This window comes from Myxococcus sp. CA040A, assembly GCF_013336725.1.
In the GTDB taxonomy this organism is placed as follows: Bacteria; Myxococcota; Myxococcia; order Myxococcales; family Myxococcaceae; genus Myxococcus; species Myxococcus llanfairpwllgwyngyllgogerychwyrndrobwllllantysiliogogogochensis.
This window is the reverse complement of the sequence record NZ_JABUMR010000001.1, coordinates 1764571-1785138: the sequence shown is the minus strand read 5'-3', so window position 1 is coordinate 1785138 and position 20568 is coordinate 1764571. Positions and strand designations below refer to the sequence as shown.

General features: G+C 67.9%; 15 protein-coding genes. 2 read left to right on the top strand and 13 right to left on the bottom strand.

Annotated features, from left to right (window positions below; genetic code table 11):
* Positions 1-147 precede the first annotated feature (147 nt).
* The 8 genes from HUA75_RS07115 to HUA75_RS07080 all read right to left on the bottom strand — a co-directional run bounded on the left by HUA75_RS07115 (position 148) and on the right by HUA75_RS07080 (position 12445).
* Entirely contained in the window at positions 148-579 is a 432-nt protein-coding gene (locus HUA75_RS07115) for a hypothetical protein (RefSeq protein ID WP_141647915.1), read from the bottom strand.
* Positions 580-610: 31 nt separating this feature from the next.
* Positions 611-880: a hypothetical protein gene (locus tag HUA75_RS07110; RefSeq protein WP_141647916.1), complete on the bottom strand. Its 270-nt coding sequence runs from the start codon at positions 878-880 to the stop codon at positions 611-613.
* 53 nt (positions 881-933) lie between these two features.
* Positions 934-2928 (bottom strand): AarF/ABC1/UbiB kinase family protein, encoded by a 1995-nt coding sequence (locus HUA75_RS07105; protein ID WP_174485881.1) that lies wholly within the window; start codon positions 2926-2928, stop codon positions 934-936.
* Positions 2925-3185, bottom strand: a complete 261-nt coding sequence (locus HUA75_RS07100) for a phosphopantetheine-binding protein (RefSeq protein WP_121763088.1) — start codon at positions 3183-3185, stop codon at positions 2925-2927. Before HUA75_RS07100 ends, HUA75_RS07105 begins: the two co-directional genes overlap by 4 nt.
* The gene (locus HUA75_RS07095; RefSeq protein WP_174485880.1) at positions 3182-4468 is read right to left on the bottom strand and encodes a type III PLP-dependent enzyme; all 1287 of its coding nucleotides are present in this window, start codon (positions 4466-4468) and stop codon (positions 3182-3184) included. The genes HUA75_RS07100 and HUA75_RS07095 overlap by 4 nt, the downstream gene beginning before the upstream one ends.
* The gene (locus tag HUA75_RS07090; RefSeq protein WP_174485879.1) at positions 4465-6003 is read right to left on the bottom strand and encodes a class I adenylate-forming enzyme family protein; all 1539 of its coding nucleotides are present in this window, start codon (positions 6001-6003) and stop codon (positions 4465-4467) included. Before HUA75_RS07090 ends, HUA75_RS07095 begins: the two co-directional genes overlap by 4 nt.
* Before the next feature lie 20 nt (positions 6004-6023).
* Positions 6024-8948 carry an alpha/beta fold hydrolase gene (locus HUA75_RS07085; RefSeq protein ID WP_174485878.1) on the bottom strand — a complete coding sequence of 975 codons (2925 nt, stop codon included), beginning with the start codon at positions 8946-8948 and terminating at the stop codon, positions 6024-6026.
* A gap of 185 nt (positions 8949-9133) precedes the next feature.
* Entirely contained in the window at positions 9134-12445 is a 3312-nt protein-coding gene (locus HUA75_RS07080) for an RCC1 repeat-containing protein (RefSeq protein ID WP_174485877.1), read from the bottom strand.
* A gap of 327 nt (positions 12446-12772) precedes the next feature.
* On the opposite strand from HUA75_RS07080, the gene HUA75_RS07075 reads away from it, so the two are divergent.
* Positions 12773-14371: a hypothetical protein gene (locus HUA75_RS07075; RefSeq protein ID WP_174485876.1), complete on the top strand. Its 1599-nt coding sequence runs from the start codon at positions 12773-12775 to the stop codon at positions 14369-14371.
* 49 nt (positions 14372-14420) lie between these two features.
* Here HUA75_RS07075 and HUA75_RS07070 read toward each other — a convergent pair whose 3' ends face one another.
* On the bottom strand, positions 14421-15767 hold the full coding sequence (locus tag HUA75_RS07070) for a family 16 glycosylhydrolase (RefSeq protein ID WP_174485875.1): 1347 nt from the start codon (positions 15765-15767) through the stop codon (positions 14421-14423).
* A 189-nt stretch (positions 15768-15956) separates the two neighbouring features.
* Between HUA75_RS07070 and HUA75_RS07065 the strand changes: the two genes are divergently transcribed.
* Positions 15957-16745, top strand: a complete 789-nt coding sequence (locus HUA75_RS07065; protein WP_174478921.1) for a hypothetical protein — start codon at positions 15957-15959, stop codon at positions 16743-16745.
* An 11-nt stretch (positions 16746-16756) separates the two neighbouring features.
* Here the strand turns inward: HUA75_RS07065 and HUA75_RS07060 are convergent, their stop codons facing one another.
* From HUA75_RS07060 to HUA75_RS07045, 4 genes are read right to left on the bottom strand one after another with little or no spacing between them, the layout of a single operon-like run.
* A complete protein-coding gene (locus HUA75_RS07060; RefSeq protein ID WP_141646107.1) occupies positions 16757-17830 on the bottom strand; it encodes a sulfate/molybdate ABC transporter ATP-binding protein in 1074 nt (357 codons plus the stop codon).
* Positions 17827-18678, bottom strand: coding sequence for a sulfate ABC transporter permease subunit CysW (cysW, locus tag HUA75_RS07055; protein ID WP_174485874.1), 852 nt, complete (start codon positions 18676-18678; stop codon positions 17827-17829). Before cysW ends, HUA75_RS07060 begins: the two co-directional genes overlap by 4 nt.
* A 5-nt stretch (positions 18679-18683) precedes the next feature.
* Positions 18684-19526 carry a sulfate ABC transporter permease subunit CysT gene (gene cysT, locus HUA75_RS07050; RefSeq protein ID WP_174458812.1) on the bottom strand — a complete coding sequence of 281 codons (843 nt, stop codon included), beginning with the start codon at positions 19524-19526 and terminating at the stop codon, positions 18684-18686.
* 3 nt (positions 19527-19529) lie between these two features.
* Entirely contained in the window at positions 19530-20558 is a 1029-nt protein-coding gene (locus HUA75_RS07045; RefSeq protein ID WP_174458813.1) for a sulfate ABC transporter substrate-binding protein, read from the bottom strand.
* Positions 20559-20568: the final 10 nt, after the last annotated feature.

Sequence of the window (20568 nt, the reverse complement as noted above, 5' to 3'; positions counted from 1 at the left end):
CACAGCCGGTCGAACGCCCCCTCATCCGCAGAGGGCAAATACCCGAATGGACCTCTTCCCACGCAACCGCCTCCTTGTATGCGGTCGCGGCAGTATGATCCTTCTCGCCCTTAACTGATCGGCATTGGGGCTAGGGCCGTAAGCGCGCTAGCGACCCAGCGGGCCGGCGATGAACCTCGCGACGGCCCGCACCTGCTTGCGGTTGCGCTTGTTGTCGATGGTCCGGGTGAGGTCGAGAGGCACCTTGCTCAAGGTCTTCAAGGAATCGCTCGCTGCCTTGCCGGAGTTCTTCATCAAGTCTCGCAGGGCGCCGTCCTTCTTCTTCTCGGCCGAGGCCTTCTGCTCCCGACGATAGGTCTTCAGCCCGTCGGAGACGGACGCGGACAGGTGCTCCATCGCACGACTCGCGTTGTCGTGCGCCTTGTCCAGGTTCTTCAACCCCTTGCTCGTCTTGCGCTTCTTCTTCTTGCCCTGCGAACGGGTGCGTTCAATCACCACCTCGGTCGCGACCATCTGTCCACCGTTGCCATCCACCCTGACGGCCGTCTCGGTGGTCACTTCCTTGCCTGGAATGCTCATGACTTTCGCTCCTCGAGTCCACTGCGTGGGTTCAGGGCATGAAGGGGGGCACGAACGGCAGCGACAGCCCACCCCGCTTCTTCTTCTTGGCCTGCTTCCGGTAGATGAGGACGACGGGGACCAGCTGCTTGCCAAAGGCCTCTTCGCCCAGCCTGTCCCGGACTTCGTTCAGGGCCTCACCTACCTCGAGCATCAGCGCGCCCCGGCCTCGCTTGAGGGCCTTGAGCTTCTTGTTCCGCTGCTTGCCCATGTCGATGACGACGGGAATGGAGCTGATGCCGTTCGGGGATTCAATTGTCATATCAGTATTCTCCCTTCATGTTGTCCGGGCCCTGCCGCCCACGTGCGGGCCAATCAGAGCGCGGTGCGTGAGCCCGCTTCTCGGTCCTTATCCGAGAGCCTGAAGCTGATGCCTCGCAGCGTCACCGCCAAGGCAAGTAGCACCGCGCCCAGGAACAGGGGACTGAGCAGCGTCTGGCCCCAGGCCTGGCCAGACAACACCTCCGTGGCGAACGCCTCGCCCGCACCCTGCCCTCGCCGGGTGATTCCCACCACCGCCGCCCCCACGCGAACCGTCAGCGCCCCCAGCAACAGCCAGCTCCCCGCCCGCAGCGCCTGCGATAGGGCGAAAGAGACGGTCCGCTCCGTCACCGCGAACCGATAGGTCGAGGAGTCGAGGAAGCGCTGGACTCGATAGAAGCCGGCCACAGCCGCTTCGTAGAACTGTTCGTAGCGAATGAACGAGCGGTCCTCGGACAGACTGTCCAGTTTCCGGTTCAATCGCTCTCGCATCCGTCGGCCGAGCTGCACCTCGTACCGGCGGTACTCCCGATAATGGTCTATGCGGGGCTCCAACCGGGCCGCCAGGCTGTCGGAGAGCATGGTGGAGCGAATCATCCGCAAGGTATTGAGGTTCATCGGGACCCTGTACTCCTGGGCCAGTTTGAAGAACCCTATCCAGAGGTTGGCGGAGGTGCGCTCCCACCAGCGCGAGGTTCGACTCTTGTTCGCATAGAGGTCCTGCCAGAAGATGCCCTCCAGCTTGCGGGAGAACTCCTCCACGTCCACCGCGGGCAGGGGTTCGAGCAGCGCGAGCACCGCGGACACCATCCGCCCCACGTCCTCGTTCGCCTGCGCATCCGCGATTTCGCGCCACACCCGGCGCTCCCTCGCCGTGAAGGCACCGCAGGACCCAAAGTCGATGAGCACCAGCCGGCTGTCCGGTTGCACCATCACGTTCGCCGGGTGCAGGTCCGCGTGGAAGAAGAGCCCTTCCTGGGCGCAGAGGCGGGCAATCTTGAGCAGCCTGCGGGCCACCTTGCGGGGCACGATGCCCAGCGTGGCGAGCGACGACAGCCCCGGCTCATCCTTGCGCTCGGCCGCGGAGATGAGGTCCTTGAGCCAGATGCCGGAGACGAACTCGGTGACCAGCACCTCGTGGTTGGACAGCTCGCCATACACGCGCGGCGAGCGCACGAAGCGCTGGCCCAGCTTGTCCATCCGGTCCTGGAAGAGCTCCGTGTAGCGGGCCTCCCGGACGAAATCGAGCTCCTCGTAGAGCATGGTGCTCAGCTCGTGGAGCAACTGGCGCGAGTAGCCGGGAGGAACGAACCACAGCTCCGCGAGCCCGAGAATCCACCCCAGCGCGCGCATGTCCGCGGCGAAGAGCGAGCCGACCCCGGGCCGGCGGACCTTCACCGCCACCTCCTCCCCGCCATGCAACACCGCGCGGTAGACACAGGCGACGGAGCCGGAGCCCACGGGCGCCGCGCTCAGCTCGGAGAACACCTCTGCTATCGGCCGCTGGAGGGACCGCTCGACGATTTCGCGCACCTGGGAGAAGGGAATGGGCGGCGCGGCGTCGAGCATCTTCTCCAGCTCCTGCGCCACCGGATACGGGAGCAGGTCCACGCGGATGGCCATCTGCTGGCCCAGCTTGATCCACGTCCCCCCCGCTCGCTCAATCAGGCGCCGCAGGTGCTGGCCTCGCGACTGGATGGAGTCTCGCCTCCGGAGCACGTCCGCGCCGATTCTCACCAGCAACCACAGGGCCCCGAAAATCCAGACGCCCAATTGGAGCAACGTCTTGCCAATGCTGGCGCGGTACTGCTCCGCCTCGCGCTGGTGGGGCGTGGGCGGGGCCTCCCAGGACCGCGCCCGGAGCTGCTGCCCCAACGCCTTGGCCGCCTCGATTCTCGAGTCCTGCGCCTCGTGCTTGCGCCAGCGGTCGACCGCCGAGGACACCCGCTGCTCGCGCGCCATGGGGACGCGCGCCGGTGAGGAGGGGGCCGCCTCCTTCACCGGCCGCGCCGGCTCCACCTTCTCTGGGACGGCGCGGAGCGAGCTCACTGGGCGGCGCCGCGCAGTTGATGGACGATGGTCTCCAGGCTCGCCGGGGAGTGGAATGTCTCCGCGGTGAGGAGCGCGTCCGGGAAGGAAATCTCGAACGCTCCTTCGAGCGCGAGCATCAGGTTGATGGCGTTCATCGAGTCCAGCCCCATCTCGTTGCAGGGGCGCGCCATCTCCACCGGTTCGTCGGGCGCCACGCGGGGAAGGAACTCGCGAAGCACCTCGATGAGCCTGGTCCTCACCTCGTCCGTATTCATCGTGTCTCCTCCGACGAAAGCGACCCTTGGATGGGCAAGCGCGTGTGGGGCTCGTGTCCCCAGCGCAGCCGGTGCACCGCGATGACCTCTCCGTCCCGGTGGACCAGCTCCAACGGCGGCGGCCGGCTCAGGAACCCCGTGAGGCTCGCGGTCGCCCCATAGGCTCCAACGTTGGGGATGAAGACCCTGTCTCCCACCCGGAGCGGCGGCAGCTTGAGATTGCGCGCGAAGCAATCCAGCGGCGTGCACAGCGGCCCCACCACGTTGACCTCCTCCAGCACTCCGGGCTCCACCTCCCCGCCCGCCCGCGCGACACCGATGCCGACCAGCGGCACCCGCCCCAGACCCGACATGCCGCCCAGGTGGTGGATGCCACTGTCGAGGACGACGTACTGCTTGCCCTTCGAGCGCTTCACGTCCATCACCGTCGACCAGAGCGTGCCCGAGGAGCCGCAGAGGCGACGCCCCGACTCGAACCACAGCGAAGCGGACGCGGTCCTCCGTCGCTCCGCGGCCAGTTGCGCGAGCGGCTCGCGCAGGGATGCCAGCTCCGGTCCGACGCCGGGCGTGGCGAAGGGCCAGGGGAATCCGCCCCCCAGGTCCATCACCTGGAAGGGGAGCTCGAACGCACTGGAGAGCGACTCCCCCACCTCGAGCGCCACCCGCAGCGCGGAGAGCAGCGCGGGCACATCCGCGAGCTGGGTGCCCTGGTAGATGTGCAACCCCAGCAACTCGATGGCACCGAGCGCGGCCACGCGTGCGCGGCCCTCGCGCCACTCCGCCTCGTCGAGGCCGAACTGGCTGCTCACGCCACTCATCGCCAGCCGGGCCACGGGAGGTGCATCCGGGTTGACGCGCAGGAGGACTCGCGCCCGAAGCCGAGCGGCTCGCGCGGCCCGGTCGATGCGCTCCAGGTCCGTCCACGACTCGGCGGAGAAGCGCGTCACGCCAGCGCCGAGCGCCCCACGCACCTCGTCGGCGCTCTTGCCCGGGCCGGAGTAGAGCACCCGCTCCGGAGCGAAGCCCGCGGCCACCGCCACCGCCAGCTCTCCAGGCGATGACACCTCCGCGTCGCAGCCAAGTCGGCAGAGCGCCTCCGCCATCGCCGGAAGCGGGTTGGCCTTGAGCGAGAACAGCACCCGGCTGCCCTCTGGCAGGACGGACATGAGCTCGCGCGTGCGCCGCTCCACGTCCCCCAGGTCGTAGACGTAGAGGGGCGAGCCGTACGTCTCCAACCATGCCGCGGCCCGAGCCGCCAGGTGCGGACTCATCGGCGCGCTCATGGCTGTCCTCCCGCCGTCAGCAGACTCGCGAGGGCCGCCCGGTCCAGCTTGCCGTTGGCCGTCCTCGGCAGCTCTGGCACCCAGTGCACCTGGTCCGGAACCTTGTAGGGCTCCAGGCGACTGGCGAGCGCATCGAGCAGCCCGGCCTCGCGCGGCGGCGGCGCGCCCGGGAGGGAGGTGACGAAGAGGTGCAACCGGTCGACCTGCGCCTCTTGCACCACGCCCGCCTCCGCGACACCGGGCAGCCCGCAGGCCACCTCTTCGATTTCGAGCGGGTGCATCCGGAAGCCCCGGCGCTTGAGGAGGAAGTCCCGGCGCCCGACGAACTGGAGGAAACCCTCCCTGTCCATCCGGAACAGGTCACCGGAGAACAGCACGCGGCCCAGCCCGCGCGGGTGCACGCGATAGCGCAGCGCGGTCTCCTCCGGCGCCCGCCAGTACCCGAGCGCGACGTGGCGCCCCTGGATGACCAGCTCCCCCACTTCGCCTGGCGGAAGCACATGGCCCTGCTCGTCCAGAATCATCGCCTCCGTGCCGGGCAGCGCGCGCCCCACCGAGCCCGGGTGCGCCTCCAGCTCCTCGGGCAGCAGGATGGAGACGCGCTTGCACTCGGTCAGTCCGTACATGGGGAACACGGAGACACCCGGCAGTTGACGCCGGAGCTGCTCCACGTGGCTGGCCGGCAGATGCGCGCCCGTGTTGGTGAGCGCCCTCAAGCGCAGCGCGCCCGCCCCACTCCGGCCGAGCAGCTTGAGCAACGCGGCGAACAACGTGGGCACGCCGGGGAGCACGGTGACGCGCTGTCGCTCCAGCGTGGTGACCAGCGCCGGCCCGGCCAGCTCCGCGCTCCCGACGAACACGCCCGCCCCCACCTGCGCGGCGAGGAACACCTGATACAGACCGTAGTCGAACGAGAGCGGCAGGAAGACGCCCACCACGTCCTCGGCGCGGTACTGGAGCCGCTCCTGGATGGCGGCCACCACGAAGAGGATGTTGTCGTGGCTGAGCGTCACGCCGCGCGGCGCTCCCGTGGAGCCGGACGTGTAGATGAGGCAGACCGGATCCACGTCCACACCCGAGAAGGGCGGACACTCCGCGGGCTCGCTGTCCAGGATGCGCGACAGCCGCACTCCCGAGGCCAGCTCCGCGCCCTCCCCCACCCAGACGATGGGCACGTCGGCGAAGGCCGGCGCGAGGTGCGCGGTGGACTCGTCCAGGAAGGCCACGGTGGGCGTCACCTGCTCCAGAATCCTCCGCAGGCCCGGCTCGCGAATCGCGCCATGCAGCACCGCGAAGATGCCGCCCAGCCGCGCCGTCGCGAACGCGGCCAGGGCCACCTCCGCGCGGTTGCGGGTGAGGATGACGGCCCTGTCTCCCCGCCGGAACCCCTGGCGCGAAAGCCAGCCCCCCAGACGCCGGGTAGACGTGGCGAGCTGGGCATAGGTGAGTGAGGCCCGGTCGTCGGACAAGAACAGACGGTCCCCATGATGGCGCTCGGCTTCTTCCAGCAAACCGCAGAGGTGACGGGGCGTCATGCGTGTCTCTCCCAGACAGGTCAGGACAGCCGGTCGTCGGTGAAGATTTCCTTCTTCACCATGAACCTCGTAGTCTTCGAGAGGATGCGCTCGTTGAAGGCCACGCGCTCGGGATGGGCCAGCAGCTCGTTGCGAAGCTTCAGCGGCTCGGGCAGCCCCACGTCCTTGTAGATGTCCGGGTTGTAGAGCTTCTGCATCGACGTGAGCATGAAGCGCTTGAGCGCGCGCTCCACGTCCCGCAGCCGCTCCACGCCGTGCTTCGCCCGCAGCCCCTGGTGGAGCCGCTCGATGTTCAACCGCCCGTAGCTGATGTGGCGTGTCTCATCCGAGTGGTGCAGCCGGTTGATTTCACGCACGAAGGGCGGCAGACGCAGGTCCTTCGCCATGTGGCTGTTGTAGCCGTCGACAATCTCCTCGAACACCAGCACCGTGGCGAAGGCCAGGAACTCCTTGATGTCCGTCTCGGGGAAGGTGTCGTAACGGATGCGGCGGTCCTTGTATATCTTTCCGCCGTACGTCAGGCAGAACCGCGAGAAGTACCACATGTGCTCATTCTCCTCGAGCACCAGGTGGTGGAGGTATTCGGAGGACACCTCGTAGCCGGGGGTGTGGATGCGGCTGATCATCTCCGTGAGCAGCTCGCGGATGCCCGTCACGTTCAGGCTGAAGAAGTTGATGCACTCCCACTTGCTGAGCCGCAGGAGCTGCTCCGGCGTCAGCTTCTGGGCCCAGGGCGTGCCATGGACGGAGAGCAGCTCCGGGCTCATCCAGGGCTGGTCCTCGGGGAGGGACTTCTCCCAGACGAGCTCCCGCAAGGGATTGGAGGTGTCCGCGTTGGAGAGGTGAATCAGCCGCTCGAGGGTGCGCGCGAAACCATCCCCGGCGGGCTCCACGGGAAGCGCCCCGGAGGGCGCGTGCTGGGCGAAGTCCTCAATCATGGTGGCCATCCCTTCGTCATAGAAATGGGAGAAGTGGTCCGCGGTCGGCTGGAGCACTGTCTTCGCGCCGACGAGCCGGGAGGCCAGGAGCGCCACCTGGTCCGGGTGCGAGATGGCATCCGCTCCACCTCCGAAGACGAGCACGGGCTGCTTCACGGAGGACGTCCAGGCGTCCTCCCGCTCGCGGAAGAGCGCGCAGACCATGTTCGCGTATCGGAAGAGACTGGACGGCGTGCGGAACGGCACGCTGGTCATGTAGAGCAGATGGGGGTCCGTGGAGGTGAGGACGCTGGCCACCACCTTCCGGTCCTCGCTGTTCGACGCCTCGGCTCCGGGGCTGCCTCCGAAAATCAGCTTGCAGTAGCGCTCCGCCACCCGGGGGTTGGCGGCAATCTGGGGGAAGAGCTGGCGGAGGTTCTTCTCGAAGGACGTCATCGGGTGGTCCGCGGTCGCCGCCAGCGACACCGTCCCGTTGAGCAGCACGCCGCTCGCGAACCGCTCGGGGTGCTCGGCCAGCGCGCGGAGCGCCACCTGCGCGCCACTGCTCCAGCCCACCACCGTCTCCACCCGGGAGATTCCCAGCCGGTCGAGCACGGCGACCAGGTCCGCCACATGGACGCTGGAGTCACACTGCGAGGGATTGAAGTCCGGCGTCGGCGTGGGCAGCCAGCGGGTGTTCCACGTCACCACCCGCCAGTTCTGGGCCAGCCGCTGCGCGAGCGGCGCCAGGAACTCCTCGGGCATCGCGTAGGCGTTGCAGAGGACCAGCACCGGGCGCGCGGGGTCCCCCCGGGTGAAGGCACACACCTCCGCCCCATCCGGGGCGCGAACCTGCACGGGGGTGAACACCAGCCCTTCGCGCTCGCGCGCCAGCTCCGCGAGATAGCTCGAAAGGTAGACATCCAGGTCCGCGAGGGAGAGCGGCGGGTGCGGAGGGAGCGCGCGGGCGAACCGCTTCGGGTTCAGCCCGTAGCTTGCGTAGAAGGCTCCGCGCAAATCGAACAGCTGTTCAATCGGGGACGCTTCCGTCTCACGGTGCGTGGTGAAGCTGAGGATGGGCAGCCGGAGCGCATGGGACATCCGGTCCACCATCCCCGTGGCCGGAAGCTCCACGGGCCCCACCAGGTGATGCACCGGCCCGCCCTCGAACCGGGTGGCGCTCAGCCGGAGCATGTCCAGCACCACGTGGTCCACGGGCACCATGTTGACGCCCGCGCCCTCGTGACCCAGCAGCCGCAGCGGGTCCGTGACTTGCGCCAGCTCCCGGCGCAGCCGGTACAGCTCCCGCACGAAGCCATAGATTCCGAACCGCGTCCCCCCGCTGCGTCGGCTCGCGCTGGGGCCGATGATGACCGAGGGACGGACGATGCTGTAGGCGCGACCGGCCTCCTCACAGGCACGAGAGACCTCGCGCTCCGCCTGCGCCTTGCTCTCCTCGTAGTAGTTGTTGAAGTCCGCGGCACCGCCCGTGGGTTCCGGATGCAGCGCTTCGGGAATCACTCCGCGCCGGGTGCCCGCCGTGTAGGCGGTGGAGACATAGACAAACCTCTCGGCCCCTACCTTCCGCGCGACCTCCAGGATGTTTCTCGTCCCGATGCAATTGTGTGCATGGATTTTGTCCCGGTGGCGATTCTCATACGCGAGGCTGGCCGCGGAATGCCACACCTCCTCCAGCCGCGCCTCTTCCAGTCGCCCCAGGTCCTCGGGTGAGAGGCCACAGAGCGGGAGGGTGATGTCGCCGACGAGGCAGACGACATTCTTTTCGACGGCCTCCAATGGAACGGGGACGTCATACGAGGCCGCGGCCTCCGCGAGAGATTCCAGGAGTCTCTCGCGCGCATGCTCCGGCGACGTGCCACGAACCAGGACGAAGAGCCGTCCCCCTGCCCTCAGTCGCCAGAGGAGGAAGTGGCTTCCCAGGAACCCCGTTCCCCCGGTGAGGAGAAGCCGGGTGGGACGAAGCTCTCGTCCGTCATACTCCAGGGGATTCGCATATGTCGCACCCATGGGCCGCTCCGCTGGGTAGGGCTGCAAATGCAGCCAACCTTATGCGGGGCGCATCGCGGGCTGTCAACACGATTACGATGTGTCTCGTATGACATTGATTGCATCGTAAGGCGATTGAACCATACGATTCTCGACAGAGTCCCGGGAGGGGACGACGCCCCCGGGACCCATGCCTCATGTATGCGTTACCAGACGTTCACAGGCAAGGTGCGGTGCGGCAGAACGCCGTTGCCCAACTGGCCGTGGAAATTGAGGCCCCATCCCCAGAGCGCCCGGTCGTCGCGAATGGCCAATGAGTGCTGGTCGCCAGCCATGACGGACAACACGCCCGTGAGGCCCGGCACGACCACCGGCAGGCTCCGCGCGGCATTGCTCCCATCGCCGAGCTGCCCCGCGTTGTTGGCGCCCCACGAGCGCACCGTGCCATCCGCCATCAAAGCCAGTACATGCTGGGCTCCCGCCGACACGGAGGCGACTCGGGTCAACCCGAGAACCTGCGTCGGCGCCAGGCGGTTGAGGTTGCCGCCATCCCCCAGTTGTCCCGCGCTGTTCTGCCCCCACGTCCACACCGTCCCGTCTGACTTCAACGCCACGGAGAAGGAATCCCCGGTGTCGATGGCGAGCACGTTCGACAAGCCACCGACAGGCACGGGAGCCGGACGGCTCGTGAGGGTCCCATCTCCGAGCTGCCCGAAGGTGTTGGTGCCCCAGCTCCAGACAGTCCCATCCGCCTTGAGCGCGAGGGCGTGATACCGCCGGGCGGAGATGGCCACGACGCCGGAGAGGTTGGCCACCAGCACGGGGGTGTACCGCGTGTTCGTGACGGTGCCGTCACCGAGGTGGCCATGCCAGTTCTCGCCCCAGGCCCAGACGGTGCCGTCCGCCCTCAGCGCGAACGAGTGCCAGTCTCCCGCGGCGACAGCCACCGCGTTGGACATCCCCGGCACCCAGACGGGCGACAGGAACACGGGCGCGCTGTTCTGCCCCTGCCCCAGTTGTCCCGACGTGTTGTAGCCCCATGCCCAGACGACGCCGCCCGCGCGGAGCGCCAACGCATGGTAGGGCCCGGCATCCAGGCTCAGCACATTCGAAAGTCCGCTGGCGGAGACGGGCGCTCGCCGCACCACCGTGCTGCCATCCCCCAGCACTCCGTTCGACGTATTGGTCCCCCAGCTCCACACCGTGCCGTCGCCGCGCAACGCCAGCGAGTATTGCAGGCTCGCGCTGGTGGCTCGCGCCCCGGAGAACAACGTCTTCGTCGGCGACGGCACCATGGCGGAGACTCCGTCGCCCACCTGCCCCGACGTGCCCGAACCCCAGGCCCACAAGGTGTTGTCGTCGCGGACCGCGAGGAGGTGAGCATCCCCCGCGACGAGCGACGTCACGTTCACCAGTCCCACGACACGCCCCGCCACCACGCGTTGAGTCGTCGAGCCATCCCCCAGTTGCCCCGAAGAATTGGAACCCCAGGTCCACACGGTGCCATCCGACCTCAGCGCCGCGGACTGGGAGCCTCCCGCGCTGATGGCGGCGACATCCGTGAGATTGAGGACCCGCGTGGGCACCAGGCGCTGGGTGGTGGAACCATCTCCGAGCTGCCCCGAGGAGTTGTAGCCCCATGCCCAGACGGTGCCATCCATTCGCAAGGCCATGGAGTGGAGGTACTTCGAGGAGAGGGACACCACGCCCGTCAAGCCCGGCACGGCCACGGGAAGCAGCCGCTGGGTCGTCGTGCCATCCCCCAACTGTGCAAACCCGTTGTTACCCCATGCCCACACCGTTCCATCCCGCTTCAGCGCCAGGGAGTGGGAGTTGCCGCCCACCACCGCCACCATGGAGGTGAGTCCGGGGACCTGGGCGGGCACTGCGCGAGAGGTGGTGCTCCCGTCTCCCAACTGCCCTGATTGATTGGAGCCCCAGGACCACACCGTCCCATCCGCCTTCACGGCAAGCGCATGGTTGTCACCCGCGGACACGCTCACGACATCGTTCACCCCCGCGACCTGCTCGGGGACACTTCGCGCGGTGGTCGTCCCATTCCCAAGCTGACCCATGGCGTTCTCGCCCCATGTCCAGACGGTGCCGTCGGTCTTCAAGGCCAGGGAGAAACCGCGCCCCGCCGCGAGCGCGAGGACGTCAACGCCAAGCCCCACCACCTGCACCGGGGCGGCCCGATGCGTCGTCGAACCGTCACCCAACTGTCCGAAGCCGTTGGAGCCCCAGGCCCACACCGAGCCGTCTGGCTTCATCGACAACGAGTGATTCGTTCCTGCCGCGGTCTCCACTCGCACGGACATGGCTGCCGCTCGCGTGGGCTCCGTCCTGAGCAGCCGGGTGCCATCCCCCACCTGCCCGTCCGCGTTGTTTCCCCAGGACCAGACCTCGCCCCCGGCCCTCATCGCGACCGAGTGCTGTCCTCCACCCGCCGCGACGCCCAGCACGCCCGTGGTGACCTGCACGGGCACGGGAGAGGGACGCTGCGTCGTCGTGCCATCGCCCAGCTGACCGCGCGCATTGCCGCCCCAGCCCCACACCGTACCGTCCGACTTCAGCACCAGCGAGTGCTGTCCCCCACCCGCCACCGCCGTCACGTTCGCCATCCCCAGCGCCTGCACGGGAGCGGAGCGCCCCGTCGTCGTCCCATCTCCGAGCTGGCCGAAGGCGTTCTGCCCCCAAGCCCACACCGTTCCATCGACCTTCAACGCCATCGAGTGCGAGCCACCGCCCACGATGGCCACCACCGCCGTCAGGCCCGGCACCAGGCCCGGGACGATTCGCTGCGTGACGCCACCGTCACCGAGTTGCCCATCCGCGTTCGCACCCCACGTCCACGCCGTGCCGTCCGCCTTGAGCGCCAGCGAGTGTGAGTTGCCCGCGCCAATTTCGGACACGCCCAGCAGGCCGGGAACAGCTACGGGAAGAAGCCGCTGCGTGGTGGTGCCGTCACCGAGCTGGCCGGTCGCGTTGTTGCCCCAGGCCCACACCGTGCCGTCCGCCTTCAGTGCGAGCGAGTGCGAGAAGCCCGCGACAAGCCGCACCACGTCCGTGAGCCCGGGGACGCGCACGGGCGACAGGCGCATCACGGTGTCACCAAGCCCCAACTGTCCCCGCTCGTTGTTCCCCCACGCCCACACCGTGCCGTCCGCCTTCAGCGCCAGCGAGTGCAGGTCTCCCGCCGAGACGATGCTCACCGACGACAGCCCCCAGACCCGCACGGGCGTTCCATGGGTCCGCGTGGTGCCATCTCCCAGTTGTCCGAACGTATTCGCGCCCCAGCTCCACGCTGTTCCATCCGGCCGCAGCACCAGCGAGTGGAGCCGGCCCGCCGAGACGGTTTGATTTCTCGGAAGCCCCTCGGCGGCCTTCACCGTCCCTACTTCGGGCAATGAAGGCTCCCGTGAAACAGGCTCCGTACAGCCCAGGGCCCACGGCCCGCACAGCAACAACAGACACGCCCAGACCGCCGGGCCACGCGACATCTTCTCTTCACGTCTCATTGGTTCCCCTCCCCAACACGGTGCGAACACTCCAGTGAGGCGGGCGCCTCACGCGGAAATAAAATTATTCAAATTAAGCATGACTAAGTCTGAAGAGGGAAACCCACCCAGGAAACAGAGGCGGGTCTTTCGGAACATCGCCCGGCACTGGGATGAAGTGGCCCATGACCCCCTACGGCGTTTGGCCCGACCGTCGTGTCACTGGCCATGGACGCCGCACCCCGGCCCCACAGCAGGCCAACGGGGACCTCTTCACACGCAGGGAACTTTAGTTATTCAGTAACAATTGTACTTCCACTGCCGCCTCGACTAGGAGGCGCCGTCAACATGACCTCATCCTCCTATTCGTGGCTGAAGCGCGTGGCGCCCCTGGGCGCCGCACTGTCCATGCTCTGCGGCGGAGCGACGCTGGCGGCCCCAAAGCCGTGGTGCGCGCCCAACCGGAGCCCCATCACCGCGACGATGTCCATCAAGACCGATGTGAAGGACTCGGGCGGCAGCTACCTGGCGCCCGTCGTCGTCAGCTCGATTGCCCATGCGCAGTGCCTGGATGCCTCCGACGCGAAGTACAAGGAGGAGGCCGCACAGCACCGCGCCGCGTTCGTCGCCGCCTCCGGCCTGACGGACGCCGAGGTGGAGGAGCTGTTCGCCTTCGAGGCGGACTCGAACGGCCAGGACAAGCTCCCCCGGAAATTCTGCAACGAGCTGGAGGTGGACCCCCAGAAGCAGTCAGCCAAGACGTATGGGGCCCGCTCGGCCCTGCAGACACTGCTCTGCGAGCGAGGCTCGGGGAGCGGCTACGACTGGATGGACACCACCGCGGTGGAGGACGTGCTCGCGGCGAAGAGCTGCGCGACCAGCCTGCTGCGCGACTGGTCCGACAAGTCACGCACCGCGTACACGCTGATCGACTTCGCGCATTGCGAGGCGGTGGGCCAACGGTTGAACGAGGAGCGGTACTTCAAGGAGCTGGCCGCCGAGCCGGAGCTGCCGCGCTACCTGGCCATCTGGGGGAAGATTCACTGGAACGACACGGTGGCGAAGCGGGCGGAGCTGCACAAGCGCCTGGAGAAGCTCACCGCTGATGACCCGACGCTCAAGGCCGTGGTGTTCGATGAGCCGGCGAAGGCCATCGCGGAGTTCACGGCCCAGCACGCGAAGAACAGCGCCCTGCTCGACAAGTCGGCGGAGCTGCTGCTCAACCTGAAGAACAAGAAGATTCAAGCGAAGGCGACGGGCTGCTCGGAAGGTTTCCGGGCGGAGCTGGCGAAGCTCTTCGCCGAGCGCAAGCCGAGCACTGAGGACGCGGTGAAGGACCTGCTGAACGAGATGACTCCCTTCCTCTTCGCCAACAGCCTGGCCGTGTGTGAGTCCATCGACGAGAAGGACCCCAACGCCTTCGTCATCGCCAAGGAGGTCCAGGGCACCGTGGCGGCCACCGGCCCACTCGAGGCGGCGCGCTGGGCGGCCCTGCACTACATCGTCGAGCACTCGAAGGAGATTGATGGCGCCGAGGACATGCGCATGCCTCGCCCCCGCCTGAACTTCGACTTCCGCTCCGGCCCCGCCGAGCAGGAGAAGGGCACCATCGCCTCGGTGAAGAAGGAGTCGGGCGGCATGGTGAAGGTGACCTTCAAGAAGGAGAAGCTGAAGGAGCCCGTCTGGGACTGCAAGGAGACGAACAAGATTGACCGCATCGATGCCCAGGGCAACCTGGTCTACCGACAGGACTGCAAGTTCAAGGCGTGGCAGACGGTGGTCATCGAGGTGAACCCGGTGACGGTGGAAGAGCGCTTCGCATCCGCGCTGAAGAAGGGACGCTACGCGGAGATCATCTCCTTCCGTGACCGCACCGCGATGCCCGTCCGCGTCTTCGACACGCCCAAGCGCGGCAAGCTGTTCGGCGTCGCCGGCTTCGGCTGGTAGCAGCAGCTGGGGGTGGAGCCGGACTCGCGCTCCACCCCTCAGTCATTGGCTACAGGCGCACCAGCTCCACATCATCCATGTGGATGAAGTTGGCGCCGTTGCCCGTGGTCGCCCGGGTGTGGAACCCCAGCTCCAGGTAGCCGCCGGTGACGGAGATGGCGGGAGACTCCACCAGCGTCCACGCGCCATACGTCCCCAGCTCCGTGAAGGCCGGTGCGCAGGAGCCGCACGTCTTCGCCTGGATGCGCGCCAGCTCGAACGAGCCCCCCTTGCGAACCCACGCACGGACCTTGTAGTTGCCCGACGCCAGCCCCGACACGGCCTGAAAGGTCCACACCTCGAAGGGCGTCGCGTTGGTCCAGTGCGACAGGTGGTAACTGCCCGAGTGGCCGCCGTTGTACGTCTCGCTGAAGTCCGCCGCCTCGGTGCCGTTGGGACTCCAGGTCGACCAGCCACTCATGTCCGCCTCGAAGCCCGGATTGGCCAACGAGACGCCACTGGAGCTGCCCGCCTGGTACCAGCGCACCCACTCCACCTCCATCGTCTTGCGCTGCCCCAGCGGCAGGTCGACGGCGGCGGGCGAGGTGTTGTTGTACCAGTTCCCACCCAGGGCCAGGTTCAGCAGGATGTAGTGGCTCTGCTGGAACGCCGGGTCATTGTGGAAGAAGTCCGCGTTCGCCCGGACCTGGTTGTCCAGCTTGAACACCATGCGGTCCGCGGCCCACTCCACCTCGTAGATGTGGAAGGCATCCGCCAGGCTGTAGCCCCGGTTGGCTCCCGAGCCCCAGTGCTGCACACCGTTGGACGAGTGCGTGGCGACCTTCATCCACGACGGCTCGTTGGAGTGCCACTCCAGGATGTCGATTTCGCCGCTCGCCGGCCAGCCGACGTTGGAGATGTTCGCCCCCAGCGTCCAGAACGCCGGCCACATGCCGTACCCGGACGGCACCTTGATGCTGGCGACGAGCTTGCCGTAGCGCCGCTCCACCTTCCCCTTGGTGTGGATGCGCCCTGAATAGAACGAGCGCGGCCCATACCCCGCGCAGCGCGAGTCGTACGGCCCATCCGTCGTCCGCTCGGCGGTGAGGATGAGCTTGCCCCCGCTCACCGTGACGTTCTGCGCGCGGGGGAACTCCAGCTCCCCCGTGCCGAAGTTGCAGTTGTTGGTGACGGGGTCGTGGTTGCTCGTCAGCACGTTCCAGTTCGCCGCGTTCAAACCCGTGCCGCCGAAGTCGTCCTGCCACACCAGGTTCCAACCCGCCCCCGGGTCGTACGCCTGCTCCTTCTGCGCCTGGCTCGCCAGTGGCACCGCCTCGGGCTCCACCGCCACCTCACTGCCACAGCCGCCCAGCACCAGCCCCGCCGCCACCAGCCACGTCTCGGTCCGTCCTGCCATGCGTTCCTCCCGGAATGGGTGAGACCTCCATTTCGAGAAATACCAGCATTTCTAATTTCCTTGCAGGTTCGTCGTGGCCTGCTGGCGCCCTCCTGTCCGGCCGACGCTCGGTGGTGTGAGTGGGGGCAATGCCTAGCTTCTGACACATCCATCCAGTGGCACCCGAGAGATGCGGGAGTGGGGGAAGTCATGAGCAGCGCGGCGGCAATGTTCCGTGAAGTCACCACGCCCTGGGGGCATCGGAGCTGGCGGTTCAAGCTGGCCCGCGCCGCGCGCGGCTACCTCCACAGGCCCCGGCTGCGCATCCCCTCCGGAGCCACGGACGTGGAGTCGGCGACGCGGCGGGTGCTGCTCTACTTCATGCTACCGGCGTGGCTGGTGCCGGGCGTGGTGGACTGGGTGTGGCACAAGCGCACGGATATCGAACACACCAGCGGCGCGGGCGAGTCACTCATCCACTGCCTGATGATGACCGAGGTGGGCGTGCCAGTGATGATGGGGCTGTTGATGGAGATCAACCCGCTCACCCTCTCCGTCATGCTGGGACACTCGCTGGCGCACGAGGCGACGGCCTTCGCGGACGTGGCCTATGCCATCAATCATCAGCGGGACGTGGAGCCGCGCGAGCAGCACACGCACAGCTTCCTGGAGGTGCTGCCCTTCATGGCCGTGTCCTCCATCGTCTGCCTGCACTGGGACCAGTTCCTGGCCATCTGGGGCATCGGTGGTCGCAAGGGACGGTGGCGCTTCGCGCTGAAGAAGCAGCGGCTCCCCGCGGGCTACCTGCGCAACATCCTGCTCGGCATCGGCGCCACCATCGTGCTGCCGTACGCGAACGAGCTGTGGCGCTGCATCCGCGCCCAGCGCCGGGGTGAGGCGCTGCCTCCCTGGAAGGTCGCGCCCCACGAGCCGGTGGTGATTCCCGAAGCGCTGGCGGCGCACAGCCCTCATGCGCCGTCCGTCATCGAAGCGCACTGAAGGCGCGTCCGTCAGATGGCGTAGTCCCCCACGAAGACGGACGCGGTGAGCACATCGGCGCGCACCGCGTCCCCCTCGACGACGCCGAGCGCCTCGAACTCCGAGCGAGGCACCTGGACGGTGACCTCGTCCCCGGAGGGCATGCGCAACAGCACCTTGACGAAGCCGCCCACGGGCTTGAAGCGCTCCACCCGGCCCATGAAGGGCGTGCGCTCCCCTGCTCCCGCCGCCGAAACGGAACGGGCCAGCTTGATGTCGTGAGGCCGCACGAAGGCGTGCACCGCCTCGCCCTCCCGCGCGGCGGCGGGTACGGACAGCGCGAGCGAACCCAGCGCCGCCCTGCCCTCCAGGACGTGGCCACGAAGGACACTCGCCCCGCCAATGAACGACGCGACGAAGGGCGACGCGGGCCGGTCGTAGATGTCCTCCGGTGAGCCCGCCTGCGCCACTCGCCCCTCGCTCATCACCACCACGTGCTGCGAGATTTCCAGCGCCTCCTGCTGGTCATGCGTCACCAGCAGCGTCGTCAGCCCCGTGCGCTCGTGCAACTCATGGAGCCACTCGCGCAGCTCCTCGCGCACGCGCGTGTCGAGCGCGCCGAAGGGCTCGTCCAGCAGCAACACCCGGGGACGGATGGCCAGCGCTCGAGCGAAGGCCACTCGCTGGCGCTGTCCCCCGGAGAGCTGCCCCGGATGGCGCGAGCCCAGCGCCTCGAGCTGGACCAGGCGCAGCATCTCGTCCACGCGCGCCTCCACCTCGTCTCGGGGAAGCCGCCGCACGTTGAGTCCGAAGGCGATGTTCTCCCGCACCGTCATGTGCCGGAACAGGGCGTAGCTCTGGAAGACGACGCCCACATTGCGCTTCTGCACGGGCAGCGCCGTACAGTCCAGCCCGTCGATGAGGACGCGACCGACGTCGGGGACCTCCAGCCCACAGATGAGGCGAAGGAGCGTGGACTTTCCCGCGCCCGAAGGCCCCAGCAGGGAGGTGATGGCGCCCGCGGGCGCCTGGAACGAGACGTCCGAGACGGCGGGACTTCCGCCCGGAGAGAAACGCCGGGTGAGCTGCTTGACGATGATGCTCATGACGCCTCACTCCTCCACTCCACGTACTTCTTCAGCACCAGCGTCACGAGCGCGAGCAGCGTGAGCAACGACGCCACGGCGAAGGCCCCCGCGAAATCGTATTCGTTGTAGAGAATCTCCGCGTGCAGCGGCAGCGTCGTGGTGACACCGCGCACGTGCCCGGACACCACCGAGACGGCCCCGAACTCGCCCATCGCCCGCGCGTTGCAGAGGATGACGCCGTAGAGCACGCCCCACTTCACCTTCGGCAGCGTGACGCGCAGGAAGGTGCGCCAGCCGCTCGCGCCCAGCGTCAGCGCCGCCTCCTCCTCGTCGCTGCCCTGCGTCTGCATCACCGGCAGCACCTCCCGCACGACGAAGGGCAAGGTGATGAACACCGTGGCGAGGACGATTCCCGGCACGGCGAAGATGACGTGGATGTCGTGCTCGAGCAGCAGCGGCCCCAGCCAGCCCTGCCGCCCGAAGAGCAGCACGAAGATGAGTCCGGCGATGACGGGCGACACGCTGAAGGGCAGGTCGATGAGTGTCAGCAGCAGCGCGCGTCCCCGGAAGCGGAAGCGCGCCAGGAGCCACGCCGCCGCCAGGCCGAAGACGAGGTTGAGCGGCACCGCGATGACCGCCGCCGTCAGCGTCAGGAGGATGGCGGAGCGAGCCTCCGGCTCCGTGATTGCCGCGAGGTAGGCCTCCCAGCCCTTCTGGAACGCGAAGGAGAAGACGGCGACCAGCGGGACGACCAGGAAGACGGCCAGGAATCCCAGCGCCACGGTGACGAGCGTCCACCGGACCCATGGGGACCCTTCCAGGGTCCGCGTCTTGCGACGAGGCAGGTGTATCGAGGGAGCGAACATGTCCGTCACGCTCCGGACCGGGCTTCCAGCCGGCGATGGCTCCAGCGCTGGAGCAGGTTGACGGCGAGCAGCAGGAGGAACGACGCCAGCAGCATGACGACGGCGATGGCCGTGGCCCCCGCGTAGTCGTACTGCTCCAGTTTGGTGACGATGAGCAGCGGAACAATCTCCGTGCGCAGCGGCATGTTGCCGGAGATGAAGACGACGGAGCCGTACTCCCCCAGCGCCCGCGCGAAGGCCAGGGTGAAGCCGCTGAGGAGCGCGGGGACGATGGCCGGGAACAACACGCGCGTGAAGGTCTGCCACGGCGTGGCCCCCAGCGTGGCCGCGGCCTCCTCCACGTCCACGTCGATGTCCTCCAGCACGGGCTGCACCGTGCGCACCACGAAGGGCAGGCCAATGAAGGTCAGCGCCACGGCCACGCCCACGGAGGTGTAGGCCACCTTGAGGCCCCACGCCTCCAGGTACTGCCCGTACCAGCCCTTCGAGGAGAACAGCGTGGTGAGCGTCAGCCCCGCCACCGCGGTGGGAAGCGCGAAGGGCAGGTCCACCAGCGACTCCACCAGCGAGCGGCCCGGGAAGCGATAGCGCACGAGCACCCAGGCCACCAGGAGTCCGAAGACGACGTTGGCCAGCGCCGCCGCCAGCGACGCGCTGAAGCTGAGCTTGTACGCCGCCAGCGCCCGAGGCGCCGTCACCGTCTCCCAGAACTGCGGCCACGTCAGGGAGAACGTCTTGAGGAAGAGGCTGGACAGCGGAATGAGGACGAGCAACCCGACATAGGCCCAGGTCAACCCCAGCGACAGCCTGAAGCCGGGCAGGACGTGGCGGCGAGAGCGCGGTGCCATGGCTCAGCGCGCCTGGGGGACATAGATGCGGTCGAAGACGCCACCGTCGTCGAAGTGCGCGGCCTGCGCCTTGCGCCAGCCCCCGAACACCTCGTCGATGGTGAACAGCGTCACCTTGGGGAACCGGGCGCCGTGCTTCAGCGCCACCGCCTCCGAGCGAGGACGGTAGTGGTGCTTCGCCGCCAGTCGCTGTCCCTCCTCCGAATACAGGAACTGGAGATACGCCTCCGCCACCACGCGGGTGCCGCGCTTGTCCACGTTGCGGTCCACCAGGGCGACGGGAGGCTCGGCGAGGATGCTCACCGACGGGACGATGATTTCGAAGCGCTCCTTGCCCACTTCGTCCGTCAAGAGGAAGGCCTCGTTCTCCCAGGCGATGAGCACGTCGCCCAGGCCTCGCTCGGCGAACGTCGTGGTGGCGCCCCGGGCTCCCGAGTCCAGCACCGGCACGTTGCGGAACAGCGCGCCCACGAAGGCGCGCGCGGACTCCTCCGTGCCTCCGGGCTTTCGCAGGGCATGGCCCCAGGCCGCCAGGTAGTTCCACCGCGCGCCCCCGGAGGTCTTCGGATTGGGGGTGATGACGGAGACCCCCTCGCGAATCAGGTCGTCCCAGTCGCGGATGCCCTTGGGGTTGCCCTTGCGCACCACGAAGACGATGGTGGACGTGTATGGCGCGCTGTTGTGCGCGAGTCGCGCCTGCCAACCGTCGGGGATGAGCGACGCCTTGTCGTGGAGCATGTCCACGTCGTACGCGAGCGCCAGCGTGACGACGTCCGCGTCGAGCCCATCGATGACGGCCCGCGCCTGCTTGCCGGAGCCGCCATGCGATTGCTTGATGGAGACCTTCTGCCCGTGCGTCGCCTCCCAATGCTTCGCGAAGGCGGCGTTGACGTCCGCGTACAGCTCCCGCGTGGGGTCATACGAGACGTTGAGCAGCGTGACGGAGCTCGGAGCGGAGGACTCGCCCCCGGACTTCGAGCACCCGGTGAGGGCGAGCACGACGAGCAGGGACAGCCGGAGAGAGAAGCGCATGGAGGGACCT